24 protein-coding genes and 1 tRNA gene are annotated in these 26248 nt (G+C 65.5%); 10 read left to right on the top strand and 15 right to left on the bottom strand.

Features of this window, described 5'->3' with window-relative positions; all coding sequences use genetic code 11:
• Positions 1-381: 381 nt before the first annotated feature.
• On the bottom strand, positions 382-627 hold the full coding sequence (locus BRX37_RS08965; RefSeq protein ID WP_017500414.1) for a hypothetical protein: 246 nt from the start codon (positions 625-627) through the stop codon (positions 382-384).
• On the opposite strand from BRX37_RS08965, the gene BRX37_RS08960 reads away from it, so the two are divergent.
• Positions 628-1158 (top strand): thermonuclease family protein, encoded by a 531-nt coding sequence (locus BRX37_RS08960; RefSeq protein ID WP_318276645.1) that lies wholly within the window; start codon positions 628-630, stop codon positions 1156-1158.
• On the opposite strand, the gene BRX37_RS08955 is transcribed toward BRX37_RS08960, so the two are convergent.
• The 3 genes from BRX37_RS08955 to BRX37_RS08945 are packed head-to-tail and all read right to left on the bottom strand — an operon-like array spanning position 1133 to position 2976.
• Entirely contained in the window at positions 1133-1690 is a 558-nt protein-coding gene (locus tag BRX37_RS08955; RefSeq protein WP_125986420.1) for an LptA/OstA family protein, read from the bottom strand. The genes BRX37_RS08960 and BRX37_RS08955 overlap by 26 nt on opposite strands.
• Positions 1690-2337, bottom strand: a complete 648-nt coding sequence (locus tag BRX37_RS08950) for an LPS export ABC transporter periplasmic protein LptC (protein ID WP_125986418.1) — start codon at positions 2335-2337, stop codon at positions 1690-1692. The genes BRX37_RS08955 and BRX37_RS08950 overlap by 1 nt, the downstream gene beginning before the upstream one ends.
• 21 nt (positions 2338-2358) lie before the next feature.
• Entirely contained in the window at positions 2359-2976 is a 618-nt protein-coding gene (locus BRX37_RS08945) for a ribonuclease D (RefSeq protein WP_010338324.1), read from the bottom strand.
• A gap of 234 nt (positions 2977-3210) precedes the next feature.
• On the opposite strand from BRX37_RS08945, the gene BRX37_RS08940 reads away from it, so the two are divergent.
• The 4 genes from BRX37_RS08940 (at position 3211) to BRX37_RS08925 (ending at position 8854) form a co-directional block, all read left to right on the top strand.
• Positions 3211-4044, top strand: a complete 834-nt coding sequence (locus tag BRX37_RS08940; protein WP_097384332.1) for a cold-shock protein — start codon at positions 3211-3213, stop codon at positions 4042-4044.
• 383 nt (positions 4045-4427) lie between these two features.
• Positions 4428-6836: a TonB-dependent receptor gene (locus BRX37_RS08935; RefSeq protein WP_125986416.1), complete on the top strand. Its 2409-nt coding sequence runs from the start codon at positions 4428-4430 to the stop codon at positions 6834-6836.
• A gap of 215 nt (positions 6837-7051) precedes the next feature.
• Positions 7052-7372, top strand: a complete 321-nt coding sequence (locus BRX37_RS08930; protein ID WP_097385715.1) for a hypothetical protein — start codon at positions 7052-7054, stop codon at positions 7370-7372.
• A gap of 33 nt (positions 7373-7405) precedes the next feature.
• Positions 7406-8854: a hypothetical protein gene (locus BRX37_RS08925; protein ID WP_010338328.1), complete on the top strand. Its 1449-nt coding sequence runs from the start codon at positions 7406-7408 to the stop codon at positions 8852-8854.
• 89 nt (positions 8855-8943) lie between these two features.
• On the opposite strand, the gene BRX37_RS08920 is transcribed toward BRX37_RS08925, so the two are convergent.
• Positions 8944-10359: a helix-turn-helix domain-containing protein gene (locus tag BRX37_RS08920; protein WP_125986414.1), complete on the bottom strand. Its 1416-nt coding sequence runs from the start codon at positions 10357-10359 to the stop codon at positions 8944-8946.
• Positions 10360-10499: 140 nt separating this feature from the next.
• On the opposite strand from BRX37_RS08920, the gene BRX37_RS26695 reads away from it, so the two are divergent.
• Positions 10500-10673, top strand: coding sequence for a hypothetical protein (locus tag BRX37_RS26695; RefSeq protein ID WP_004208258.1), 174 nt, complete (start codon positions 10500-10502; stop codon positions 10671-10673).
• 89 nt (positions 10674-10762) lie between these two features.
• Here BRX37_RS26695 and BRX37_RS08915 read toward each other — a convergent pair whose 3' ends face one another.
• The 4 genes from BRX37_RS08915 to BRX37_RS08900 all read right to left on the bottom strand — a co-directional run bounded on the left by BRX37_RS08915 (position 10763) and on the right by BRX37_RS08900 (position 16418).
• Complete coding sequence (locus BRX37_RS08915; RefSeq protein WP_004208257.1) at positions 10763-11764, bottom strand: inorganic phosphate transporter; 1002 nt, start codon at positions 11762-11764, stop codon at positions 10763-10765.
• Positions 11765-11779: 15 nt separating this feature from the next.
• Entirely contained in the window at positions 11780-12898 is a 1119-nt protein-coding gene (locus tag BRX37_RS08910) for a DUF47 family protein (protein WP_010338330.1), read from the bottom strand.
• 164 nt (positions 12899-13062) lie between these two features.
• Positions 13063-15228: a TonB-dependent receptor gene (locus BRX37_RS08905; RefSeq protein WP_125986412.1), complete on the bottom strand. Its 2166-nt coding sequence runs from the start codon at positions 15226-15228 to the stop codon at positions 13063-13065.
• A 200-nt stretch (positions 15229-15428) separates the two neighbouring features.
• Positions 15429-16418: a LysR family transcriptional regulator gene (locus tag BRX37_RS08900; protein ID WP_164522437.1), complete on the bottom strand. Its 990-nt coding sequence runs from the start codon at positions 16416-16418 to the stop codon at positions 15429-15431.
• Positions 16419-16531: 113 nt separating this feature from the next.
• On the opposite strand from BRX37_RS08900, the gene BRX37_RS08895 reads away from it, so the two are divergent.
• Positions 16532-16605, top strand: a tRNA-Gly gene (locus tag BRX37_RS08895).
• Positions 16606-16677: 72 nt separating this feature from the next.
• On the opposite strand, the gene BRX37_RS08890 is transcribed toward BRX37_RS08895, so the two are convergent.
• From BRX37_RS08890 to BRX37_RS08875, 4 genes are all read right to left on the bottom strand, one after another.
• Positions 16678-17814: an alkaline phosphatase gene (locus BRX37_RS08890; protein ID WP_125986410.1), complete on the bottom strand. Its 1137-nt coding sequence runs from the start codon at positions 17812-17814 to the stop codon at positions 16678-16680.
• A 14-nt stretch (positions 17815-17828) separates the two neighbouring features.
• A complete protein-coding gene (locus tag BRX37_RS08885; protein WP_125986408.1) occupies positions 17829-20720 on the bottom strand; it encodes a TonB-dependent receptor in 2892 nt (963 codons plus the stop codon).
• Positions 20721-20803: 83 nt separating this feature from the next.
• A complete protein-coding gene (locus BRX37_RS08880) occupies positions 20804-21706 on the bottom strand; it encodes a FecR domain-containing protein (protein ID WP_318276644.1) in 903 nt (300 codons plus the stop codon).
• A gap of 26 nt (positions 21707-21732) precedes the next feature.
• A complete protein-coding gene (locus BRX37_RS08875; RefSeq protein WP_125986406.1) occupies positions 21733-22239 on the bottom strand; it encodes an RNA polymerase sigma factor in 507 nt (168 codons plus the stop codon).
• A 196-nt stretch (positions 22240-22435) separates the two neighbouring features.
• On the opposite strand from BRX37_RS08875, the gene BRX37_RS08870 reads away from it, so the two are divergent.
• Complete coding sequence (locus tag BRX37_RS08870; RefSeq protein WP_318276643.1) at positions 22436-23203, top strand: hypothetical protein; 768 nt, start codon at positions 22436-22438, stop codon at positions 23201-23203.
• A gap of 64 nt (positions 23204-23267) precedes the next feature.
• Here the strand turns inward: BRX37_RS08870 and BRX37_RS27255 are convergent, their stop codons facing one another.
• Positions 23268-23423, bottom strand: coding sequence for a hypothetical protein (locus BRX37_RS27255; RefSeq protein WP_017500427.1), 156 nt, complete (start codon positions 23421-23423; stop codon positions 23268-23270).
• A gap of 114 nt (positions 23424-23537) precedes the next feature.
• Positions 23538-24533 (bottom strand): LacI family DNA-binding transcriptional regulator, encoded by a 996-nt coding sequence (locus BRX37_RS08860; RefSeq protein ID WP_004208225.1) that lies wholly within the window; start codon positions 24531-24533, stop codon positions 23538-23540.
• An 85-nt stretch (positions 24534-24618) separates the two neighbouring features.
• On the opposite strand from BRX37_RS08860, the gene BRX37_RS08855 reads away from it, so the two are divergent.
• Together BRX37_RS08855 and BRX37_RS08850 are read left to right on the top strand one after the other, a co-directional pair.
• Complete coding sequence (locus BRX37_RS08855; RefSeq protein ID WP_125986404.1) at positions 24619-24819, top strand: DUF4169 family protein; 201 nt, start codon at positions 24619-24621, stop codon at positions 24817-24819.
• Between the two features lie 161 nt (positions 24820-24980).
• Positions 24981-25985: a hypothetical protein gene (locus tag BRX37_RS08850; RefSeq protein WP_125986402.1), complete on the top strand. Its 1005-nt coding sequence runs from the start codon at positions 24981-24983 to the stop codon at positions 25983-25985.
• Positions 25986-26248 lie beyond the last annotated feature (263 nt).

Genomic DNA, 26248 nt, shown 5'->3' with positions numbered 1-26248 from the left:
CTTCGCGGCTCCGCGTGATTCATTTTTCACGCGGAGCCGCGAAGATCGCGGAGGAGAAAGAAGGAAGGGCGGGAATGGGTGGGAGCAAGACATAGCCCCTCCCTTCCAGGGAGGGGTTGGGGTGGGTTGCGAGCGTAGCGAGCTTCTGCCCTGTCGACCGTAGACCGCCGCTACGCGGCGCACCCACCCCCGACCCCTCCCTGGAAGGGAGGGGATTAGGAAACGTCCGCTTCTGGTCGGTTCTTGCCGGGCAGTTTTCCGCCCACGAACCGAGCGACCGCTATCGGGGTGGCCTCGCGAACGGCGTCTGGGCTGATATCGCCATCATGCTCCTGGGAAGAACACCCCCGCGCGCGTCCACGCAGAGGCGCCCGTCATGGCTCAGTACTTGGGGATGCTGGGATCCTTGCCGGGATAGGGGCTATCCTCGCTGCCATAAATGCGCGGATAGCACCACGCTGCCGCCTGGTCATAGTTGCCGAAGCCGTCGCGCACATAGCGCGCCTTGCAGGCTTCGTATTCTGCGTCCTGCTCATCGGTGCCTTCGGACGGAATGGTGGTCGGCGGCTGAGCAACCACCGGAGCGGAGACGAATGCAAGCGCAATCAAAATCTTCTTGATTTCCATGTGTTACTCCTGATTCCCCCCTGGATCAGAAGCTATCAACAAGGTGTGTCGGCTCAAGCTGGAGTTGAAATCAAACGGATATTGTCATCGATGTTTCTACCCTTCCTCATTTCTATATTCCAACCGCCAACAGTTTGTGTCGCAATCGACGACGACACTCTCAAATGTAGCGAGATTGGCCGCGTCCGACTTCTCGGTATCGACGCGCCGGAACTGCCGGGGCCCTGCCGCAAGGGCCGCAGCTGCGCGCCGGGCGATCCGATCGCCAGCAAGAAGCAGCTGGTAGCGCGCGGGGTGACGATCAGCCCGGTCACGCGCGATCGCTATGGGCGGACGGTTACCCAAGTCTACGCTGGCAACAAGAACCTGGCTTACGAGCAACTTCGGGCCGGCAGGGCGGTTTATGTCGAGAAATGGTCGTTAGCCGCCAAAGCCCGGCATCAAGGACGGAAATCGATAGCCGTTGGACCGCTCGAAACGCGTCGCCCGACCTCCCGACCCCGGATCAGTTCTTGCGCTGCGGCACCGTGAAGGTGCCCGACACGCGGCCGCTGGGGCTGGTCGATGTGCCGGCGCCGCCGGTCGATCGGCCGTCGACCGTGGTGCGGCCGCTATTGAGATCCATCACCAGCCGTCCGCCGGTCAGGCGGTTGACGCCCTGGGTCAGCGAGACATTGCCGACCATGGTGATCAGCTTGGCATTGAGGTCATAAATGGCGACATTGCCGCGCGCGGTCTGGTCGGCCTTGGTGATGACGACATTGCCCGACGCGTCGATGCGCTGGATTTCCACGCCATTGCCGGTGTTCGCCGCGCCATTGGGCTGCTGCTTGTAGGCCACGGTCATGCGGGCGGCGTTCAGCGTCATGCCGGCCTGCGTCACCTCGACATTGCCCGACACCACGACCCGGTCGGCGCGGTCCTGCACCTCGATCCGGTCGGCGGTGAAGTTCACCGGCGCATTGCTGTCATGATTCTTGAACACCTGCGCATCGGCGCCGGCGTAGAGGAGGCCGGTCGCGCCCAGCGCAACGGTCGGCAGCAGGATGAGGGTGCGTTTCATCACTTTTGCCCTTTGAGGCCATTTTGTTCGATGCGCAAGGTCGCCCGGCCGTTGAGCGTGACCGTGCGTGCATTCATGTCCGCTTCCAGATGGTCGCCGCTGAACGTGCCGATCGGGATGCGCCCGTCGACCCGGCCTGCGCTCTTCATCCGCCGCGTCTGCAAATCGATGCCGACGTCGCGAGTGACCAGGCGATATCCGCCGGCCGCCTCGAACTGGACCGGGCCGACGATCGCGACTCGCTCGGTCTCCATGTCGTAACGGCCCTTCTGCGCGTTCAGCACCGCCGGCCCTTCGGGCAGCAGGATGCGCGCGGCCATGTCGTTCAGGTCGACGATCGGCTCGCGTGAGCTTTTCTGCACGGCCGAACCGGCCCGTAGCGAGAAGGGCTGGCCCTTGCTGTCCTGCCCGCGATAGAGCGCCTCGGACACGCGCATCCGCTCCTTCGCCACCTCGACCTTGTTCTTGTCGAGCACGAAGCTGACCTTGTCGCCGCCAGTGAAAGGGGCCATGGCCAGCAGGGCGGTCAGCACGCCGACCGCCACCGGCAGATAATTTTTGAGCAGGCGCACCAGCTTGTCATGGCTGCCGCCCCGCCGGGCCCAATGGCGGCGGACGTTGCGCTGTTGCTCGGCCTGGATGGACATGTCTGCCTGCCGCCTCGTCGCTTACATGTGCGAGAAGATGTCGTTCTCGGGCCAGCCCGCCAGGTCCAGCGCCGCGCGATGGGGCAGGAAGTCGAAACAGGCCTGGGCCAGTTCCATCCGCCCTTCGCGGGTCAGGCGCTTGTCCAGTTCGGTCTTCAGTTGGTGCAGGAAGCGCACGTCGGACGCGGCATAATCCTTCTGCGCGTCGGACAGGTTCGGGCCGCCCCAGTCGCTCGACTGCTGCTGCTTGCTGATGTCTTGGCCCAGCAGTTCGCGGACCAGTTCCTTCAGGCCGTGGCGGTCGGTATAGGTGCGCACCAGCTTCGACGCGATCTTGGTGCAATAGACGGGGGCTGCCACCACGCCCAGATAATGCTGGATCGCGGCGATATCGAATCGGCCGAAATGATAGATCTTGATCCGCTCCGGATCGGCCAGCACCGCCTTCAGGTTCGGCGCGGCATAGTCGCTGCCGGGGTTGAAGCGGACCAGATGCTCATCGCCCTTGCCGTCGCTGATCTGGACGACGCACAGGCGATCGCGCGGGGTGATGAGCCCCATGGTTTCGGTATCGACGGCGATCGGGCCGGGGGCAAGGACGCCCTCGGGCAGATCTTCTTCATGGAAATGGACGGTCATGACTTTTCCCTCTATGGGGAAACGGGCCATATCGCAATCAAGGCTTTGGCAGATAGGGCCTGTAAATCGGCGCTGCGGGCGCTCTTTTTGCCCGATATGCGAAATCATTCGCGCTGCCCGGAAAACTTGATATAGTGATTCCCAAACCGCGACTTTGCGGTGGATTGTGCATGTCATTCGCCCGACATGTTTGTCCAATGTGTCTTGGGGCGAAGCGAAAGTGACTAACAGGGCATGAGTTTTGACAGAGGGCGCCGCGGCGGGCGCGGCAAGGACAAGCGCGACGGTTTCGGCGACGACAATTTCTACGACCAGGGCAGCGGCGGCGGCTTCGGCGGCGGTGGCTTTGGTGACCGCGGCGGCTTCGGTGGCGGCTTCGGCGGTGGTGATCGTGGTCGTGGTGGCTTCGGCGGTGGTGATCGCGGTGGCTTCGGCGGCGGCGGCGGTTTCGGCGGCGGTGGCCGCGGTGGCTTCGGCGGCGGCGGTGGCGGCTTTGGTGGCGGCGGCGGCGGTGGTCGCGGCATGCCGGCCCAGGTCGTTGGCGAAGGCAAGGGTGTCGTCAAGTTCTTCAACGGCCAGAAGGGTTTCGGCTTCATCGTTCGTGACGATGGTGGCGAAGACGTGTTCGTTCACATCAGCGCGGTCGAGCAGGCCGGCCTGACCGGTCTGGCCGAAGGTCAGCCGCTCGGCTTCACCCTGGTGGATCGTGGTGGCAAGGTGTCGGCGACCGATCTGGTCATCGACGGCGAACCGCTCCCCGTGACCGATCGTGCGCCGCCGCGTGAACCGCGCGAGCCCCGCGCCGGTGGTTTCGGTGGTGCAGAGCGTGGCCCGCAGCGTCAGCTGACCGGCGAACGCGCCAGCGGCACGGTCAAGTTCTTCAACGCCATGAAGGGCTTCGGCTTCATCCAGCGTGATGACGGCCAGCCGGACGCTTTCGTCCACATCAGCGCTGTCGAACGCGCCGGCATGGGCGCCCTGAACGAGGGTGACCGTCTGGACTTCGAACTGGAAGTCGATCGTCGCGGCAAGTACGCGGCCGTCAATCTCCAGTCCAAGGCCGACTGATCGGCCGTCGCCCGTTCGCCGTACGGGCGACGTGACAGGAATATCGAAGGGGGTCGCCTGCCCGGCGGCCCCTTTTTCGTGTCTGCCGTTCATCTCGATCAGCCGACATGTCGCCATATATCGTCAAAGCGATGCGCCTGAATTTGGCACAGGAAACGTGAATATCGACGGAAATGTCCGATGATATTCATATCAAAAATGCCGTAAATTCGGCGCTTATGTGCAATTGATCAACATGTTGATCTCCATGTTTTTCTGATGATCATTTGCCCCATCTGTCAATTTGGCGAATTTGCCTGACCATTAGCCTCGGATCATAATCGTCCCGAATGGAATGAGCCTTGCGGCATTGTCGACAAGGCCTGACCCGATGGGAGGATGATATGAAGCAGGCCCTGATCGGCCGTCTGCTGGCGACTGTCGCTGCCGGCCCGGCCCTGATGCTCGCAACCGCACAGGCGCAGGATACCGCCGCACCCGCACCCCAGGCTGACGCCGGGGCAGGGGAGATCATCGTCACCGCCCGCAAGCGTGACGAGCGGCTGATCGACGTGCCGGTTGCCGTATCGGCCCTCTCGACCGACCAGATCGAACGCTATGCCACCACCAGCTTCCAGGCGATCAGCCAGCAGGTGCCGCAGCTAGTCATCGCCGAATCGCAGAATCAGGTCGGCGGCTCGATCAACCTGCGCGGCATCGGCGCCGGCATCTCCAACCCCTCGACCGAAACCGCCGTGACCCTGAATTTCGACGGCGTGCCGATCAGCTATGGCAACGCCATCCGCCTTGGCCAGATCGACCTTGGCCGGGTCGAGGTGCTCAAGGGGCCGCAGGCGCTCTTCTATGGCAAGAACAGTCCGGGCGGCATCGTCTCGCTCATCTCCCAGGATCCGGGCAAGGATTTCGAGGCGAAGCTGCGCACCGGCTATGAATTCATGGCCGACCAGCGCTTTGTCGAAGCCAGCGCCTCGGTGCCCCTGACCGACGGCCTCGCCGCCCGCGTCGTCGGCTATTATTCCAAGGAGGATGGCTGGTTCCGCAACGTTGCCGAGCCGATCGCCGGCATCACGCCGGGGCGCAGCGCCGACAGCCTCAATTCCGAAGATGTCTTCGTCCGCGGCACGCTCGCCTATGATGCGGGCGGATCGACCCGGATCAAGGCGAAGGTCAATTATGGCCAGCGCGAACGGGACGGCGTCGGCCCCACCGGCCTCAGCCAGATCATCTACTGCCCGGCCGGCGTCAGTCGCTATGGCTCGACCGACTGCACGCTCAACCGCAATTTCTACGACGCCATCCTCGCGCCGGCGACCGCCGCCAGCGATCCCAGCTATGGCGACGGCGTGCCCTTCATGAAGTCGAAGCAGTTCCTCGCCTCGCTCAGCATCGACCAGGATCTGGGCGACGCCCATACCCTGTCCTCGGTCACCGGCTATTACCGCCTGCGCGAACGCTCGGTCGACAGCTTCACCTTCTCCAACAATCCCTATTTCGGCGCGTCGAACGACATCACCGCCAAGGGCTTCAGCCAGGAACTGCGCCTCGCGTCCGACTATGACGGGCCATTGAACTTCCTCGTCGGCGGCTTCTTCCAGGACGCCCATTTCCTCACGCGTCAGGCCTTCACCACCAATTTCGGCACGCCCTTCGTGGTCGGATCGACCTATTATGACGTCCATACCAAGGCGACCTCGGTCTTCGGCCAGCTGCGCTACAAGATCGCCGATCCGCTCGAACTGGCCGTTGGCGGCCGCTATAGCTGGGAAGACAAGTCGCTGACCGGCACCTCGCTCGGCAGCCCGATCCAGATTCTCGGCCCCAAGCAGAATTATACCGATTTCTCGCCCGACGTGACGCTCACCTGGCGCCCGGACAGCGACCGCACCGTCTACGCCGCCTATCGCGAGGGCTTCACCTCGGGTGGCTTCAACACCGTGCCGACGCGGCTGCGCACCGATGCGGACCAGAGCCGCGCCGCGATCGACCTGTCCTATGACCAGATGACCGCGAAGGGCGGCGAGATCGGCACCAAGGGCTATGTCGCCGATCGCCAGATCCTCTACGATCTGGTCGGCTATTATTATAGATATAGCGGGCTCCAGCTGTCGCGCTACGACAATGCCTCCTTCACCCAGCTGACCCAGAATGCGGGCGGGGCGGAGATCAAGGGCGCGGAACTCAGCCTCACCATCCGGCCGCGCACGCTCGCCGGCCTGACGTTTAACACGGCGATCGCCTACAACAACGCCCGCTACACCGATTTCATCGGTGGCTGCTATGCGGGTCAGTCGATCGCGCAGGGCTGCAATCTCAATCCGCTCAACCCCAATCTGCCGCAATCGACATGGGGCACGGCGGCCAATCCCTATCAGAATCAGGACCAGACCGGCCAACGCCTGTTTCGCGCGCCCGAAATCGCGATCACCGGCGGCTTCACCTATGACCATGGTTTCGCCGACCGGCTCGGTGGATCGCTGTCGGTCGATTTCAATTACAGCAGCGCCTATGTCACCCAGACGGAGGGCAACCCCAGGACGCTGCAGGATGATTATGTCCAGCTCAACGCCGCCCTCTCGATCAATGGCGGCGCGGGCAAGCCCTGGGAATTGTCGTTGATCGGCCGCAATCTCACCAACAAGCTGATCATCGTTGGCGGATCGGTGGTGGGCGCGAGCGCGGCCGGCACCGGCACCAACGCCGTGCGCGAAGGCGACATATTGGGTTCGCTCGGCGCCCCGCGCGCGGTTATGCTGCAACTGACGGTGAAGAGCGGTCTGCTGGGCGGCCGCTGATCATCCCTATGCAAATACTATGAAAACGGGCCGGAGGTCGGCTGGAATTTGACCGACGGGGGCCATTAAGTCCCTTGTCCCATGACCCACCGACCTCCTCCTCCCACCCCGGCCGATGCCGGGCGGCGCAGCGATCGGCCACGGCTCACCGGACGCCTGTCGATCCGGCCGCGCGCCACCCTGGCTCCTCCGGCATTGCAACGGAGCCGGGCATCATGACCCGGCGCGATCTCGCCTGGCGCGGCCTTGGCCTGCTGCTCGTCGGCGCGGCGGCGGGCAGTTCGCTGCTGCATCGCGCCCTGACCCTGGACGGCCCGGCATCGGCGCCGCTGGAAATGGCGCTGGCCCTCGCCAGCTTCAGCTTCGCCAGCCTCGGCATATTGCTGCTCTGCCAGGGCGTGCGCCTGCGCGATGGCTGGCGCCGCGACCTCGACCGACGCCAGGCGCAGCGCGACGGCCATCGCGATCCCCTGATCCTGGCCGAAGATCGCGCCCCGCTTGCGGCCTTTCTGGCCGCCCGCGCCCGGCGCGACTGACCCTCATTTCCCATATCCCCAAAGGACAAATTTGTGAGCGAACGCGACCTGCATTTCGTGATCCCGACCTATCGCCTGCGCGACGTCGGCGCGACCGTCGAGGCCTATGACGAAAATTTCGCCCGCAGCGGCCAGACCGCGCCGATCATCGTCTTCGATGATTCCTCGGTCGCCAATCATGACAAATATTTCGGCGCGCTGGAGGCGACCAAGACGGTCAACGACCTCTGGTATGTCGGCCCGGCCGAAAAGGAGCAGTTCGTTTCCTACATCTGCAAGCGGCTGCGCGACCGCAAGCTCGACGTGCTGGTCCGCAACCTCTTCCGCCCCAGCTATGGCGGCAACCGCAACTTCACCCTGATGTATACGCTGGGCGACCTGATGGTCAGCGCCGACGATGACATGCGCCCCTATGCCCTGATCGAGGACAGCCCGGAAACGCTGGGCGAACGGGAAATCAGCCGGGGCAAGACGATTCCGCGCGGCGCCAATGGCCATTGCCGCAAATCCTATGACATCCTCCAGTCCTTCCGCGACATATTGGGCAAGACGGTGGCCGACGCGCCGGCCAATTACGACCAGGGCGAACTGGTGATCGACAGCGCCATGGACCTGGAATCCAACAATTCTCTCGGCTTCGCGCGGGAAAACAGCCTGACCCTGCAGGAGGGGCGGCTGCCTCGATCGGCGGTGGTGAAGATGGCGCAGACCTTCCGCACCGGCACCAACGATATCGACGCGGTCGATTTCGTCGACATGTTCCTCGACGATCCGGACGAGGTCGATGCCGAACGGCTCAACGACACCTATGTGCTGGTCAATTTCCGCCCCTGCCTCACCAATCTCAACTGGCGAATGGACTGCGGCGTCGCGGGCTATGACAATCGCACCGGCCTGCCGCCCTTCTTCCCGACGCGCTTGCGGTTCGAGGACTATATCTATCGCCTGTGGATTCAGCAGTCGAACATGGTCTCGGCCCATGTCGATTCCGCCCAGACCCACATCAAGAACAGCTATATGCGCAATCCATTGGCGTCGGAGGTGTTCAACGAGGCGATCTGCGGCCTGCTCAAGCGCAAGATCCGCACCAGCCTCAAGCGCACCGACGAATGGTCGATCGCCTTCGACTATGACGGCGCGGTCAGCCTGCAGGACAGCGAGGAGATATTGGACAGCGCCCGCGCCTTGCATGACCGGGTGCTCAAGAGCATGGCCGACGCGCGCACGACCGAGCGGCGCGATGCGCTGGGCCATTTTGCCGCTGGCCTGTCACGCACCTTCTATGATTTCGAGCCGGATTTCTTCCAGCAGAATGTCAGTCGTATGGTCGATGACGAGGTCGGGCTGATTCGCTCCTCGCTCGAAATCTGGCCGACCCTGCTGGAGATCGTCTATTTCAAGCGCCATTGCCGCAACCTGCCGATGCGCCGCGTGAAGAACCGCTCCGCCCGATCGCCCCAACCCAGGCCCGTAGCAGCCTGAGGGTTGGCGGCGGGCGCTCCGTTTCCGCCCCCTTCATCCCGGCGACGGCCGGGGCCCCTCTCAGTGACGGGGGCGGGGCGGAGCGCCCATCATACCCGCCGGAACGGGAAGGGGCTGGCGGTCCGCTCATAGCTGTGCAGGTCCAGCGCGCGGGTGACCGGCGGCAGCGCCCGGTCCGGGCAGTCGCGCCGCTCGCACAGATGACAGGTCGGCCCCACCGTCACCGCGTCGTCGCGCTCGGTATCGATGCCATCGGCATGGATGATCCGCCCGGCATGTTTCGCCTCGCATCCCAGTACAATCACCTGCCGCCCGCGCGCGCCATCGGCACGGGGCAGGGCGATTGCCAGCGTGAGGAAGCGCCGCTCGTCCAACGTCTCGATCAGTTGCGGCAGCACGATGTCGGGCGCGTCGGCCGCATGCACGTCCCAGCGCGGACAGGTGCCGCCATAGCGGGCAAAAGGATAGGCCTCGCCATCGAAGCGCTTGGACACGATCCCCGCCCGGTCGATCCGCACCATGAAGAAGGGGATGCCGCGCGCGCCGGTGCGGTTGAGGCTGGTCAGCCGGTGCGCCAGCTGCTCGGTCGACACGCCGAAGCGCGCGCGCAGCAGGGGAAGGTCATGCCGGCTCGCCTCCGCCGCCTGGCGGAACCGGTCATAGGGCATGATGAGCGCCGCGGCGGCATAGTTGGTCAGCGCAATGACGGCGAGCCGCCGGCTGTCCTCGTCCGGCGGCGCGGTGCGCGTCACCTGTGCCGCGATCAGGTCGGCCATCTCCTGCGCGCAGAGCTGATAGGCCATGGCGAACAGTCGCCCCGATGCCGGCAGTCGCTCGCTCAGCATCAACCGCCGCCGGTGCATGTCATAATGGCGCACCGTTCCGGCCAGCACATCGGCGCGCACCATCTGCACCGCCATGCCGTGCCGTTCCTTCAGCCGCGCGCGCAGCCCGGCCTGCAACAGCGCCGGATCTTCCTCCAGCTCCGCGGCGATCCCTTCGGCCGCGGCGTCGATTTCGGCGAAATGATTGCCGGCCTTGGCTACCGTCTCGCGCCACCAGTCAACCGGCGCGACCAGCGGGGCAGGGGCAGCGCCGCGCCCGCTCGCCTGCATCTGCTCGGGCAGGCGGCGCAGGTCGGCCAGCGCGCGGTAGAAGCGGCCGATCGCCTCGCTGACGCCGGGATAATTTTCCGCGACCTCCAGCACTTCGTCGCGCGCGATGCCGATGTCGCGCACCAGCGCATCGGACAATATCTCGGCCAGGTCGCTCGCCGCCCCATCCTGGCTGCTGGCGGTGAAGTCGCGAATGTCGATGTCATAGGTATTGGCCAGCCGCAGCAACATCTGCGCCGTCAGCGGCCGCTGGTTGCGCTCCAGATGGTTGAGATAGCTGGGCGACACGCCCAGTTCTTCGGCCATGCGCGTCTGGTTCAGCCCCAGTTCGCGGCGCAGCACGCGGAGCTTGGGGCCGAGATAGAGCTTCCGGTCGGTCACATCTGCCATAAGGTCATATTGTCATGATTTGACAATATGAACAAGTCGCGGCGTGACTTGCGGCCACTCATCGCCCTTCCGCTTCCCCTTCGACCTGTCAATATCGCTGTCATCAACCAGCACAGCCACAAGGCAGGAAGGACAGGAAGATGACGACCGATACGATGGAAGCGCCCCAGCCCGCCCGTTCGCGCGCGGTCTTCAGCCAGGAGGATTTCGGCCTGATCCGCACCGCCATCGCCCATTATCTCAAGGAAGTGCAGGACCAGCCGGAATCGGTCAAATATGCCAATCTCTACCACCGCCTCGGCCGCGTTGCCTGACCGGCGGAGTGCCTGACCGGCGGAGTGCCTGAACGAGAAAGGGCGCGGGATCACTCCCGCGCCCTTTTTCTTGTCTCGGCCTGTTCCGATCAGAACAAACGCGTCAGCCCATAGAACAGCGCGCCGATCGCGGCCGCCGCCGGCAGGGTCACGACCCAGGCGACGATGATGCTCGACGCGACGTTCCAGCGCACCGCCGACAGCCGGCGGGACGCGCCCACGCCGACGATGGCGCCGGTGATGGTGTGGGTGGTCGATACCGGCACGCCCAGATGGGTCGCCATGAACAGGGTGATCGCGCCGCCCGTTTCCGCGCAGAAGCCCTGCGCCGGGGTCAGGCGGGTGATCTTCGATCCCATGGTGTGGACGATCTTCCAGCCGCCCAGCAACGTGCCCAGGCCCATCGCCGCCTGGCAGCTCAGCACCACCCACATCGGCACATGGAAGCCGCCGGTCAGCAGCCCCTGCGAATAGAGCAGCACCGCGATGATGCCCATCGTCTTCTGCGCGTCATTGCCGCCATGGCCCAGCGAATAAAGCGACGCAGAAACAAGCTGCAGCTTGCGGAACACCCGGTCCGCGCCCTGCGGCGTGAACTTGCGGAAGATCCAGCTGATCGCCAGCACCAGCATCAGCGCCAGGAACAGGCCGACGGCGGGGGATATCACGATCGCCGCGCTGGTCTTGAACACGCCGCTCCACACGATCGCCGACAGGCCGGACTTGGCCGTGCCCGCGCCCAGCAGGCCGCCGACCAGCGCATGGCTGGACGAGGATGGGATGCCCAGGCCCCAGGTGATGAGGTTCCAGGCGATCGCCCCCATCAGTGCGCCGAAGATCACCGATGCGTCGATGATGTCGGCGCTGACGATGCCCTTGCCCACCGTCTCGGCGACATGCAGGCCAAAGAAGAGGAAGGCGATGAAGTTGAAGAAGGCGGCCCAGGCGACCGCATATTGGGGTTTCAGCACCCGCGTCGACACGATGGTCGCGATCGAGTTGGCGGCGTCATGCAGGCCGTTCAGGAAATCGAACAGCAGCGCAACGCCGATCAGTGCGATCAGCAGCGGGAAGGCGAGATGGGCTTCCATATCCGGTCAGGCCTGTCAGGCGTGGTCGATGACCAGGCCGGAAATCTCGTTGGCGACGTCCTCGAACCGGTCCGTCACCTTTTCCAGATGGCTGTAGATTTCGTTGCCGACGATGAAATCCATCGGATTGCCGGCGCGGGCTTGGCTGTAGAGGGCCTTGAGGCCCGCCTCATGCAATATGTCGGCATGGCCTTCCAGCTTGACCAGCCGTTCGGTCAACTCGTGCAGGCGCGCCGAATTGATGTTGAGCGAGCGCAGCAGCGGCATCGCCTCCGCCGTGATCCGCGCGCATTCGACGATCAGCGCGCTCATGTCCTGCATCTGCGGCGCGAAATCCTTGACCTCATAGAGCGCGATTGCCTTGGCGGTCTGGTTCATCTGGTCGATCGCGTCGTCCATCACGCCGATCAGGCCGGTGATGGCACTGCGGTCGAACGGGGTGACGAAGATGCGGCGGACGTCCTGCAGCACTTCGCGGATGATGTCGTCCGCCTCATGCTCGCGGTCCGAAATCTCCTTGATATGCGCGTCCATGTCCGGGCCGCCCTTGAGCAGCTTGGCCAGGGCGTCGGCGCCGGCGACCAGGGTCGCGGCATGGTCTTCGAATTGCTCGAAGAAACGCCCCTGCTTGGGCATCAGCGCGTGAAACCAGCGCAGCATTCCAGTCCTTTCACTTTGCTTCTCGCGGATCGACAGCAGCAACCGGAGGAACCAGCCCGGATCGGCGGGCGGTTCGCGGAAAGCCGCGATGATCGATTGCAGTTCGGGTTCGTCGACGGCCTTTGCGGCTTCGGCGACGGAAAACCAGCGCAGCTCGCGCTGCCCTTTTTCGGGCCATTGCGTCAGATGGCCGGTCACGGCAAGCGGAAAAACCTCGACATTCGCCTCGCGCGACTTGCCGCTGCGCTTGCGCTTGTCATAGCTGTATCGGCCGATCGGTGCGGGACAGGCGATGCCATGGATGCCCGCTTCCTCGAACGCCTCGACTTCCGCCGCGCGATGGCCGGCCAGCCCCTTGATGCGATTGCCCTTGGGAATCACCCAGCGCCCGGTGTCGCGCGACGTGATCAGCAGGATCTGCATCGACCCGTCGATCGGGTCGCTGGTATAGGGGAGAGCGGCAATCTGGCGCATTACCGGCGGCTTACGGGCGGCCTGCCCGAATCCTCATGCTCTGCCGCAGCGCGTTCCATCGGCGCTATGTAACGAAAATGTCATTTTTTGCAATCGCTCCCTTCGCCCAGAGGGGCAGGCGAAGGGAGCGACCGGCGCCCCGCTGGGCGAGGCCGGGAGGCGGATCAGATCGAGATGCGCGCCGTCAGGCGAATGTCGCGCCCGGCGAGCGGGGCGAAATCCTTCAGGAAGCTCGCATGGCGCCGCGCTTCCACGTCGAAGATATTGTTGGCCGACAGCATCAGCGTGGTGCGGTCATTGCCAGCCAGCGGCTTGAACGAGATTGATGCGTTGACCATGGTGAAGCCATCGGTCGGCGTTTCGAAATCGGTCACCCGATCCTGCTCGAACACATGTTCCAGCTCGGCGCGGGCGCTCAGCCGTGCGCCCTGCGCCTCGATTCCGCCCAGCAGGCGGAGCGGGGGAATGCGCGGCGCCGGGCCATTGCCCTTGATCGTGGCACGGACATAGTCGGCGACACCGTCGATGTTGATCGCATAGCTGCCGACCTGCGCCAGCTTCACCGACGCTTCGGCTTCGAAGCCATAATAGCGGGCATCGGCCTGGGCATAGGCATAGCAGGGGAATTCCATCTCGGCCCCGCCATTGGCCGCCTGGCAGACGCTGTCGTCGACCACGCTTTCATAAATGAAGCCGCTGAACCAGTTGTGATAGGCGGCCAGGCTGAAGCTGTAGCCATTGCCCGATCCGCGCAGCGTGCCTTCCACGCCCCAGCTCTTTTCCTTGCCGAAATCGGGATTGCCCAGCTCGAACGCCTGGGTGCCGGCATGATTGCCACGCGCGAACAGTTCCTCGGCCGACGGGGCGCGCTCGCTGCGCGACAGGTTCAGGCCCACGCGCCAGCCCGGCATGATCGTCTGGCTGATGCCCAGCGATCCGGACAGGGCGTTGAAGCTGCGCTGGCTGGCCTCGGCAAACAGGTCGGCATCCGGGTCCGACTGCAGCTTGGTATGTTCATAGCGCGCGCCCGCTTCCAGGCGCGTGTCGCCCAGGTCCAGCGACTGCAGCGTGAACAGGCCGAACTGGTCGGTCTGGTTCTTGGGCAGGAACTTCTCTTCGCCATCGGCCTGGAAACGGCGGGTGAAATACTGCGCGCCCGATGCACCCTGCCAGCGATTGCGGTCGGCCTGGACGAATTCCAGCCGGCTTTCCATCGACTGGTTCTTGAAGGTGGTGCCGACCTCGCCCGACGGTTCGATTTCCTGATGCTGGTAATCGGCCCAGCCCGCGCGCAGGCGGATGCTGTCGAGGAAGCCGCCATTGACCGCGACCTCGCCGCGCAGGTCGGCGCGGGTCTGCTTCATCGCCAGCGTCACATTCTCGTGGCTGTGACCCTCTTCCTCATGATCGTGGTCATGATCGTGATCATGGTCATGTTCCTCGGCCACTTCCAGGCGCGACGGCACGCCATAGGTGTTCTCGCTGTGCGAGATCGACATGCCCAGATTGCCGCCATCGCCGATATAGGCGAAGCCGCCGGCCACTTCCCACACTTCCGCCGCGGTATTGGCCAGCTTGCCCTTCAGCCGCGCATTGTCCTGGATTTCCTCCTCGTCGGAGGCGGCGGCGATCTCGCGCATCGCCTTGGACAGGATATAGCCGCCGGTGCGCAGATTGTCGGTCTTGCTGTAGCTGCCATCGACATGGACGACGAAATTCTCGGTCAGCGGCACCTCGATCTCGCCCGAACCGCTGCGTTCGTTGGCGGCGCTGCCATAGGTACCGATCGCGTCGATATGGATCGCCTCGTCGGGCACGCGGCGCGGGATGCGGCTGTCGATCACATTGACCACGCCGCCGATCGCCGACGATCCATAGAGCAGGGCGGACGGGCCGCGCAGCACCTCGATCCGGTCGGCGGTCAGCGGGTTGATCGCGACCGCATGGTCGACCGAGGTGTTAGACACGTCGAAGCTGCCGATGCCGTCGGTCAGGATGCGCACGCGCTCGCCCTGGAAGCCGCGCAGGATCGGGCGCGATGCGTTGGGGCCAAAGGAGGTGGCCGACACGCCGGGCTGGCGCGCCAGCGTCTCGCCGATGGTCGGGCGCAGGCTGCGGGTCAGTTCCTCGCCGGTGACGATCGAGGTGCCGGACAAAATGTCGCCCTGGCTGCGGGGGATCAGGGCGGTGACGACGATGTCGCTGCGCGGGTCATGATAGCTGCCATCGGCCTGGGTTTCGGCGGGGGCTGCGGTCTGGGCGGCGGCGGGCCAGGCCAGGCAAAGGGCCGTGAGGGCACAGCCGGCGCGCAGCGACGGGGAACGAAGCATCAGGCTTTTTATCCTTGCAGAATATGTGGGTCGGCCCCCGCGTATCGGTCATGATACATCATATCAATATACGATCGGCGAAATGAAGGCCGTTTCTGCCGCATTCACCACCAACTGTTGCATTTTTGCACGGCATGGCGCGCAGCATATTACCCGCCGTCAAGACGGATCAGCCGCACAATTCCGCTATCATTTACTGGTCAGAGGAAGAGGAAATCCGCCAGCGCCTGCACGCCGGGGCGCGACAGCGATCGTTCGTTGACGGTCTGGCGCACCTCGATCGCGGGCAATGGCACGTCCAGCGCCAGCCGGCGAATGCCGCTCATCCGCCCCAGATCGCGCGCCATCGGGCCAAAGGCCGCAAAACAACCCGCGCCTTCGCGCAGCGCGGTGATGATGTCGAACATATTATCGGTTTCCAGCATTACCGGGCCCAGCCGGGCGCCGCCGCGCGCCAGCGCCGCATCGATGATCGGGCGCAGCCCGTTGCGTGGATCGACCGCCAGTTGCGGCGTGATGGTCAGGTCGCCGCGCGACACGCTGCCCGCGCGCGCCAGCGGATGGTCCGCCCCGGCATAGAGATTGACCTGTTCCGACCAGCCATAGCGCGACGGCAGGCCGGCCGGTTCCTCCAGCGCATAGAAATAGGCGATGTCGGCGCGCAGCGATTCGATCGCTCGCGCCGCCTCGACCGCCGACTGGACGCTCAGGTCCAGGGTGATGGCGATATCGTCATTGGCCGCCTCGAATGCGGTCAGTGCATCCTGGAAATGGCCGAACACCGGCGCCGGCGTCGCCAGGATGATGGCGCGATTGGCGGGCGGCGGCGCGGCCGGCAGCGACGGCAATTGCGCATCCGCATCCAGCAGCAATTCCGGCAGCGCGGGCGGCGGGGCCGGCGATGGATCAGGTTGCGGGGTAGGGGCGGGCGTGGCTTCCTCTGCCCAATCCTCGGGATCGTCCTGTGCCAGCAGGGTCATCGCCTGCGCCGTGCGCCGGCCCGCCGGGGTCAGCCGCGCCGCGCCGCGAATATCGTCGAACAAACGATAGCCCAGCCGCATTTCCAGCGACGCCATGTCGCGCTCGATCACGGCGGATGAAACGCCCAGCGTCTGGGCGCAGCGCGTCAGGCTGCCCGCGGCCACCATCTGCGCGAAAATGTCGAGTTGGCGCAGGGACGGGTTGGTCATGGCCGAGCGATAGAACAAAGACGAGGCCGGGTTAAGAGGCGTTCTCACGCATTTACCATCAATGCGCTGTTGACGAGCCCCGGTGAATGATGGCAGGGCGCGTCACCTGACGGGCGGGTATAGCTCAATGGTAGAGCACTAGCCTTCCAAGCTTGTGATGCGGGTTCGATCCCCGCTACCCGCTCCAGTCCGTCATCCCCGACATATCAGCGGCACCGCAGCTTGATCCGCAGGATCGGGGCGGGTGCCGCTGCGGCCTTCAATGCTCCTTCTTCCAGCCCATCGCCTTCAGCATCATGTCGAACAGGCGGGTGTTGGCGAAGAAGCCATGGACCTGATCGGCGCCCGGCCCGGCGGCGGCGGCGATCACTTCCTCGCCGGTGTGGCTGTCCTCGACGCCGATGATCGCATTATTGGCAACCGTAGCGCCCGGCTTGGCCGCCGCCGCCGCATATTGCTGCGCCATGGGCGCGTTGCGCTTGCCGCTGGTCATGCGCAGGCCGAAACTATGGTCGGCGGTGAACAGGATCAGCGTATCCTTGCCCGCGATCGCACTCACCCGGCGGATCATCTCGTCCATCTCGATCACATGCTTCAGGCCATTTTCCGGCTTGTCGGTGTGCATGTCCCATTCGACCATCAGGAAATAGCCCTTGGGATTGCGCGCCAGCTGGCCGATCGTCGCCTCGACCGCCGGGATCGGCGCATAGTCGGCATCGCGCAGCACCGCCGCCCGGCCGTTATCCTTCACCAGTGCCGGATCGTCCCCGAACCGATAGCCCGCTCTGGCGAAGGCCGCCTGTGGCGTGGTGCCATCCTTGGCGAAGGACGCGACCGCATCGGCCTGCCCCTTGCCGATCAATATGTCGACGCCATTGCCGAAGCGGGGCGTCAGCATCTGGCGGAAGATCTGGTCCTTGTCCTTGCGCGTGGCGACATGGGCAAAGCAGGCGGCCGGGGTCGCGTCCCAGATCGGCATGTTGGTCACGACGCCGGTGGAAAGGCCGCGCTGCTCGGCATATTCCAGGAAGCTCTTGACCGGGGTTATCGCGCCATCGGCCGCCGGCAACGCGGAGATCATGCCGCTGTTGGTCTTGTGCCCGGTCATGATCGCGCTCATGCCCGCCGCCGAATCCGTTACCCAATTGTCGAGCGCCGAGGTGTCGGACAGGCCGACATGGGGCATGGACTGGATGAACAGCGACTGCGGCCGGTCATGCGCCATGATGCCCGCAGCGTTCAGCGTCGGCACGCCGCCGGCGTCGCCCAGGAACAGGATGATGTTGCGCGCCCGTTGTGGCGTGGCCCCATCCTTTGCCTTGTCCTGGGCCTGCGCCGGAGCGGCGGCGAGCATTGCGCCCGCCGCCAGCATGATCCCGATCGATCGCATCGTCATTGCCGTCCTTCCGTTCAGAAACGGGCGCGCACGCCGGCCATCAGCGTGGTGCCATAATCGGTGTAGCCCGCGAAGCGATCGTCCCGGACATATTGCCACTGGACGCCGCCGGCCACGTTGATGCCCTGCACCACGAATGTGACATTGGGCGTGACCTTGTAGGAAATGTCGAAGTCCAGGCTGCCGAACGCCGCGTCGTTATTGGCGGCCAGCCCCGCGCCGCCGACGTCGCGCAGCACCTTGCCGCGCCAGCTATAGCTGGCCCGCGCGCCGACCGGCCCCTTTTCGTAGAAGGCGGTCAGGTTGAAGCTGTCGCCGGCCACGTCGGTCAGGTCGTCGCGGAAGGTGGTGCCATCGGACAGGGCATAGGTGCCCTTGCTCTTGGTATGGGTGTAATTGGCCTGGAAGCCCAGGCCATCGAACGGCGCCGGCAGCATCTTGAACAGTTGCTGATAGGCGATCTCGATCCCCGCGACATAGGCATTGCCGCCATTTTGCGGCGCGGTCAGGCGATAGATCTGGCCGTCCAGGTCGAAATTGCGGGTCTGCTGGAAGACGAAGGTCGTGATGTCCTTGTAGAAGGCACCACCGATCAGCGCGCTGCCCGGCGCGAAATACCATTCGACCGTGCCGTCATATTGCCAGGCCTCGAACGGCCGCAATTCGGGATTGCCGCCCACCGCCGTCAGCACGGTCGGGTTGGAATTGATCGTCAGGCGCGGCGCCAGGTCGGCCAGCGACGGCCGGGTGATGACCTTGGACGCGGCCAAGTGCATCTGCAGGTTCGACGTGAACTCCGCGACCAGGTTGAGCGAGGGGAGAACATTCCCGTAATTGCGCTCATAGCTGACCGGCAGCGCCGCGCTGCCATTGTCGGCATAGCCCGACGATGTCTGCCGGGTATGGGCATAGCGCAGGCCCGCGTCGCCCCGGATGGTCATGCCGCCCAGCGGCAGGCTGAACTCCGCCATGCCATAGCCGCCAATGATCCGTTCATCGATGGCATAGCTGTTGCGCCGGTCGCCACGGGTCAGCGGCGCGTCGAGCAGGGCCTCCTTGCCGGTCGCCGCGTCCCAGAAACGGTCGGGATCGGGCATGACCCAGTTCGTCGGCAGGTTGCCGCCCACGCCGCTCAGGAAATCATCGACCGGAAAGGCCTCGAAATAGCTGTCGTCGAAGCGCTGACCGGCGATGCCGCTGGTGAAATTGATGTCGCGGCGATTATAGGTGCGGTCGCGCTTTTCATATTTGGCGCCGAAGCGCAGCGCCTGCACCACGCCGCTCAGCTCGCGCGTCACGTCGAAGGTCGCGGCCCGCTGGCGATCGAGCGAGTCATTGACGCGATACTCGATCCGGCGGCCGGGCAAGGTGGTCGATTCCGTCAGGTCGGCGGTCAGGAACTCCAGGTTCGGCAGGCGTTCACCCACCTTGCCATAATCGAACGCGACCTGGCCCACGCTGCCGAGCAGGCGGGTGCGATAGATGGGCGTGGGCGTATTGGAATAGGCCCGGCCCAGGCTTGCGTCGGCAGCCAGCGTCCAGCCATTGGCGGACCATTTGGCGTTCGCGCCGATCAGCCAATTCTCATATTCCAGCCGCGACGTCTCGCGCCCGATCTGGGTCGATGTATTGACGGTCGCGGCGGTCAGCACGCCATTTTCGATCACCGCCGTGCCCGGCACGATCGCGCCCGGCGTGGTCGCGGAAAAATCGGTCGAATAGGTCAGCTCGTCATAATCGATGTTGAGCCGGCTCCACAGGCCATCGACATTCAGCTCGAACCGGTCGTCGGGCTTCCACTGGATCGCGCCATTGAGGCCGATGCGGTTGCGGTTCTCGCGCTCCAGCGTCGGGCGCGTGCTGGTCGGCACCAATATGGTGTCGCTGTCCAGCGTGCCGTCGCCATCCGCATCGATCCGCCCGTCGGCCCAGCCCACGCCGGTGACACGGTCCTGCCGCGTGGTGCGCTCGTCATAGACCGCCGCGATCAGCGCGCCGAACGTGCCCTCGTCATTGACCCAGCTGGCCATGCCCGACAGTCGCGGATCGACCGTGTCGGCCAGGCGCGGCGAACTGGCGGTGGCGGACAAAGCCAGCACCGGCTTCTTGAGGTCGATCGGGCGGAAGGTCTGCAGGTTGACGATGCCGCCGATGCCGCCTTCGGCCAGGTCCGCGCGCGGGCTCTTGATGACTTCGACCGCCGACATGAGTTCGGACGGCAGCGTGTCGAAGCGGAACTGGCGCCCGCTCTGGCCGCTGTCGCGCACATTCTCGTTCACCGCAGCCGAGCGGCCATTGAGCGTAACGACCTGGAAATTGGCGCCCAGGCCGCGGATGCGGACGAACACGCCTTCGCCGCGGTCGCGCACGATCGACACGCCGGGCACGCGCTGCAGCGCTTCGGCGATGTTCTGGGCGGGGAATTTGCCGATATCCTCGGCCTTCACCACGTCGACGACATTGGTCGCCTTGCGCTTTTCGGCCAGCGCGCCGGACAGGCTGGCGGCATAGCCGGTGACGATGATGTCGGGCGCGACTTCGACGCCGCCGCTGGCCACCGTCTCCTGCGGCTCCGCCGCCGCCGCCACGATCAGCAGCGCGCCATTGCCCTGCCGCCGCACCGCCAGCGGCTTGCCCTGGATCAGCCGCTCGACCGCCGCCATCGCATCCATCCGGCCGCTCAGAGACGGGCCGCTCATCCCGGCCACCAGTTGCGGCGCGAACAATATGTCGGTGCCGGTCTGGCGGGCCAGCGCCTCCAGCGCGGTCCCCAGCGGCTGCGCGGCGATCTGGACGGTCGCCTGGCGCTGCTGCGCCTGGGCCGGAACCGCGCAGAAGGCAGCAAGAGCGGCGCCCAGCACCAGAGAGCGGCGCAAAGTGCGCGAAGAAGAAACGGTCACGATCATCCCCCGTGGACAGCGGCAGAAGGCGCCGCGCCTCCCCGACGCGCCAGCGGGATTTTACCCCACCCCGGCATCGGCGATTTTTTTCAGCCGCCCAGCAGCACCCGGTCGTCCACCTGGCGGACGGGCACGGACAGCAATTGCGACAGCGCCTGGCCCAGCGCGACATTGTCGCCCATCCGGTACATGCCGCTCACCCGCAGCGCGGCGGTGGCGGGATCGGCGATCACCAGCCGGGTCAGGCTGTAGCGATTGGCCTCCGCCGCCACGGCATCCAGTCGGTCGTCATGAAAGGCCGCGCGGCCGCTCAGCCAGGCCTGGGTGGTTTCGACATCGGGCCGATCGAGCTGCACGACATCGGCGGCATCGGTGCGGATGCGCTGCCCGGCCGACAGGCTGCGCTGCCCGCCGGCGATCGCGACATCGGCCTGCCCCGCCAGCGCCGTCATCGCCAGCCGGTCATCGCTGTCGCGCCGCACGTCGAACCGGCCGCTGCCAGCGACGAAACGGCCCCGGCCGGCGTCGATCGCAAAGGGCACGGCGGACGGCTTCACCGTCAGCGCCACGCGCCCCCGTTCCAGCCACAGCCGCCGCCGGCTGGCGCTCGCCAGCACCCGGACATCGGTATCGGTATCCAGGAACAGCGCCGATCCTTCCGGCAGGGTCAGCCGCCGCTGCTCGCCGATGGCGGTGCGATAGCGGGTGCCCGCCATCGCCGTCTGCATGATCGCCATGCCACCGCCGCCTACCACCAAAGTGCCGGCGCAGGCCGCCATCATCCGCCGGCGCGACAGGCTGCGCACAGGCGCCGGCGCAGGACGCACCGCCGCGTCGGTGCCGGGCACCAGCGCCCAGATATCGGTCGCCCGCTCGAAATCGGCCGCATGCGCGGGGTCAGCCGCGATCCAGGCACGAAAGGCCTGCTCGTCGTCCACCGTCCGTTCGTCCGCATTCAGCCTTGCAATCCACTCGGCAGCGGTCCGGGCCATGGGGCGCTCACCGGGCATGTCGGGGCTCACCAATCCTTCGTCCATTCGCCAAGGAAACTCATTGCCCTGGCCATATGCTTCTCGACCGCGCTCTGGCTGATGTCCAGCCGTTCGGCAATCTCGCGATATTTGAGATTGTCGATCCGCTGCAGCAGGAACACCTCGCGGGTCCGTGGCGGCAACTGGTCGATCCCTTCCGACACGCGCCGCAGCCGCGCCTGTGCCATCAGCGCCTCGTCCTGCAACGGCGCGCCGTCACGCAACAATGCCAGCACATCCTCGCCGCTCGCCGGCCCGCGCACCTTTTCCCGCCGATAGCTGTCCTTCGCCCGGTTGACCGCCGCGCGGACCAGAAAGGCTTCCTCATTGTCGGGCCGTTCGGGCCGGGCCGCCATGCGGACATAGGCATCGTGCAACAGATCCTCGCTGTCGGAACGCCGCGTCATCCGCTCGACCTGCGCCAGCAGCCCGGCCCAGCCGGTCCATAGCCGCCGCGGCGCCCGCAGCGCCTGTTCAGAAGGATGCTCGCTCATGCGACCGGCCCCTTAGCGGGCGCTGCGGTCAGTTTGATGACCAAGGCATTTCAATTGGATGACGCTGCGATCTTGTGACTTGCCGCGTGAATACGGGGATTGTCCGAAGCGTCGCCAGCGGCAATATGCCGTCTTGCTGGACATGGCGCCCCCGCGCGCCGCATGTCCGATCTGACGAAAGGGGCAAGGCCGGGCGATGGATAGGGTGGAGAATGCGGCGGCAATTGACCGGATCATCGAAAGCTGTCGCGCACTCTGCCTGGATGTGCGCTGGCATGATGTCTACGCGCTGGCGACCTCGGTGGAACTGGAAGAGGTCAATCCCGCGCTGTTGCGGATGAAGGTCACGGCCGCCTGCGCCCTTAACGACAAGACGCTGCTTGCTGCACTCGCACCGGAAATCATCGACCTGCCGGACGGCCATGCGCTTTTCTATCCGTTGGTCGGACAGATACAGCGCAGCGGCCATGGCGATATTGGGGCCGACATGCTGCTGGCGCGCGCCAATGCGGCGGCCGATCCGCGCTATGCCGTTTTCCTGCGCCGCGCGATCAGCCTCAATCGTGGTGACGACGCGCGCACGGCCACGCTGGAGGCCGCGCTCAATGCCGCGACAAATGGCGGCTGGGACATGAAGGGCGAACCTTCGTCCCATCATTTTCCCGCGCCGCTGCCGGCCCTGATGGGGCCGCCGGTGCAGATCGTTCCCGCGCCGGGCGTGGATCGCCGGCATATCGACCGGCTGACGGGCGACACCGCGAAATTCCTCGTCAGGATGCAGAAGCCCGCACCCGGCTATGTCGTCGAAGAAGCTTTCCGCCATTTCCGATGCCGACTTGCCGTCGCGCGGCCGGGTATAATCGTCCCGCTTCCACGCTTCCCAGCGCACCTGGCCAAACTCGCGGGTCCAGTAGGTCCGCTCCATCTGCCGCGCGTCAAGCCGGATGGATCGACCTGCGAATAGGGGGGCAATATGGTGTTCAGTCGCTTGCCCGAACTGTAAGTGAAATCGCCCCTGGTCCACAGCATCAGGACTTTCGAAGGATAATCGTCGGGGCATCGCCCCGATATTGCCACAGGATATTGTCGCGGATCGTCCGCCGGGCGCCGCAGTCCACAGCGTTCTGGGGCACCGCCTTGGTCAGGTGATAGGGCATCCGGTCCGCCGACGTCAGGGCGCGCATGAACGATAGGGGATAGGGGCGCGAATGAGCATGACGGCCCGCGCCGCTTTCGGTTCCCTGCGTCGGGGAGGACGGACGGATTTTTCGCTGGCAATGCCGGGCCTTGCCTTCGTTTTACGGCGTCGCTGCGCCGGTGCTGCCGCGCGCGACCAGTGAGAAGGTGAAGCGCGGCGGTTCGCCCGGACCATTGATCAGCGCGTCGATCGCGGCGCGGCCCATATGGTCCAGCGGCTGGCGCACGGTGGTCAGCGGCGGCCAACTGGTGCGGCTCGCGGGCGTATCGTCAAACCCGGCCACCGAAAGATCCTCGGGCACGCGCAGGCCCAGGTCATGCGCAAGCGTCAGCACGCCCAGCGCCATTGGATCGTTGGTGGCGAAGATCGCGGTTGGCCGGTCGTCCCGCTGCAACAGCGCCTCTGCGCAGGCGATGCCGGACGCGAAATCGAAACTGCCCTGCATGAACAGGCTGTCGTCGATCGGCAGGCCGGCCGCCGCCATCCCCTCGCGAAACCCCTCGACGCGCTGCAGCGCCGCCTTGTGGGTCGGCGGCGGGGTGATCACCGCGATCCGCTTATGGCCCAATGACGCCAGATGATCGGCCACCATCCGTCCGGCGGCATGTTCGGGCGTCGGCATGTTGATGCCACCCCTGGATGCGTCCGCCGTGCCGGCGATCCGCGCGCAGGGCAGGTTCATTTCCGCCAGCCGGTCGAGCAGCAGCGCGTCGTCGGACAGCGGCGGCACCAGGAACACGCCGTCCGGGCGCAGCGCCGCGACCAGCCGGTCCAGCACTTCGATCCGCTCCTCGCCGCCGTCGGAAATCGGTTCCACCACCAGATGATAGCCAAGGTCGCGGCAGCGCGCCGCTGCGCCCGACTGGATGCCGCCGGTATAGGCGGGGGCAGGGTTGCTGTAGAGATAGGCGATCATGAAGGACCGGCCACCGGCCAGCCGCCGCGCCGACTGGTTGGGGCGATATCCCAGCTGCTCGATCGCCGCGTTCACGCGCTCGCGCAGTTCGTCGCTGACGTTCGGCGCCTTGTTGACAACGCGGGACACCGTCTTGATCGAGACTTTGGCGAGGGCGGCGACGTCATGGATGCTGGGCATGATTTTCCTGTATGGCCGGGCCGAAGGCGACTGGCGCTGCCCCGGATCTTTGTGGCACTATTCCCCATAGGGCCAAGGATGGAAGATGAGCAACGTCATTAATTTTCGTCTGGCGCGCAAGGCCAGGGATCGGGCCGACAAGGCGCAGGCAGCAGACAGCAACCGCGCCAAGTTCGGCCGGACCAAGGCACAGAAACTTGCCGACCAGCAAGAAGAACGTCGAATGACGGCTCTGCTGGATGGTGCGCGTCTTGAACGCAAGGAAGAGTCCGGCGACGATGTCTGATGCTGTGAAGTCATTATATAAATCTGTTGTTCATGTTTGGAATGAACATCTGTTCATGTTGAGGTGGTGTTTTTCAATTCATCGATATTGAAAAACAGATCGTCCCGCATTTGACGATATGTTTGAGGCCAATGGAGATGGTCGGCGGTTGATCTATCGCTATGACCAAGAATATTCGATCCATCCGTCCCGCCTCGGCCGCGATCGCCGCTGTCCTGGCATTGTCCGCAACGCCCCTGTTCGCGCAGGAGGTGATGACGCCCTCGCCGGCCGCGCCCATGGCGGCGCCGACCTCGCCGGTCGACATCGCCCCCGCGGTGCCGGCGGCAGAGTCCGCACCCGCAGCGCCTGCCACACCGTCTGCAACCCCGGCGGCGCCGGTCTTCGCGCCCAGCCAGCCGGTCGTGCAACAGACGCCGCCGACCCCGGAGCCGCAGCCTGAAGCGCCCGCCGCGCAGGAAAGCCGCGCTGCCCCGGCCACCCCGGCACCGCGCCGCGCGGAAACTCGTCGGGCCGAACCCGCCCCGGCACCTGCTCCGACCCCGGTCGCGGCTGAACGTACCGAAGCGCCGGCACCCGTAGCCCCGGCCGCAACGCCGGCTCCGGAACCGGCCGCCCTCACCCCGGTTGCCGAACCGGCCCCGGCTGCCGCGCCGACCGAACAGCCTTCGGCCCTGATCGATCCGGCGCTGCTGCTGGCGCTGGGCGGCGGTTCGCTGCTGCTGGTCGGCCTTGGCGCCACCGCCGTCGTCCGTCGCCGCCGCCAGCGTGTCGAAGCCGAGCGTGAAGCGATTACGCCGATCGAAACCGGCTCGGCCCCGGCACCGATGCCCCTCGCACCGGCTGCCCCGTCTGTAGCTCCGGCCGCTGCTCCGATTGCTGCACGCACCCCGCTGGCCGCCGCCACGGCTCCCGCCAGCGATGTCGAAGCGATGGTCGCCGCTGCCCCCAGCCGCGACAATCCCTTCCTGACCCAGCGCAACCGCCGTCGCCGTGCCCATTTCCTGCTCGCCCAGCGGCAGGCGCTCCGCACGGCCGATCCGGTCGCCCGCGCCGCGCCGGTCGCAACCCCGGCCAGCGCCGCGGCGACCGATCGCAGCCAGACCGTCTATCGCTTCGGCAGCGACCGTGCCCGTCCGGGCCTGTTCAAGCCGCGCACCAGCTGATCGGCGCCCCGAGCTGACAATGAAGGGGACGGTGGCCCGCCATCGTCCCCTTTGTCTTGCCTGTCCTACAGTCCGCTTTGCCTGATAGAAGCAGGATACAGGGGAGGGGGGGAGGGGCGCTTTCCGATAGGATCAGCGTGCAGCAAGATTATGTCAAAATCTGCGGGAAATATGGGAAGTTAAGGCTCGCAGTCTCCAACAGGCACCCCCGCGCTGTTGCGCTTGCCCGTCCCGCCTGTTACCGGCGCGCGGTTTATATCCCA

Source organism: Sphingomonas sp. S-NIH.Pt3_0716 (assembly GCF_003950715.1).
Classification (GTDB): domain Bacteria; phylum Pseudomonadota; class Alphaproteobacteria; order Sphingomonadales; family Sphingomonadaceae; genus Sphingobium; species Sphingobium yanoikuyae_A.
Note: the sequence above shows the minus strand (reverse complement) of the source record. Positions and strands in the feature narration are given on the sequence as shown.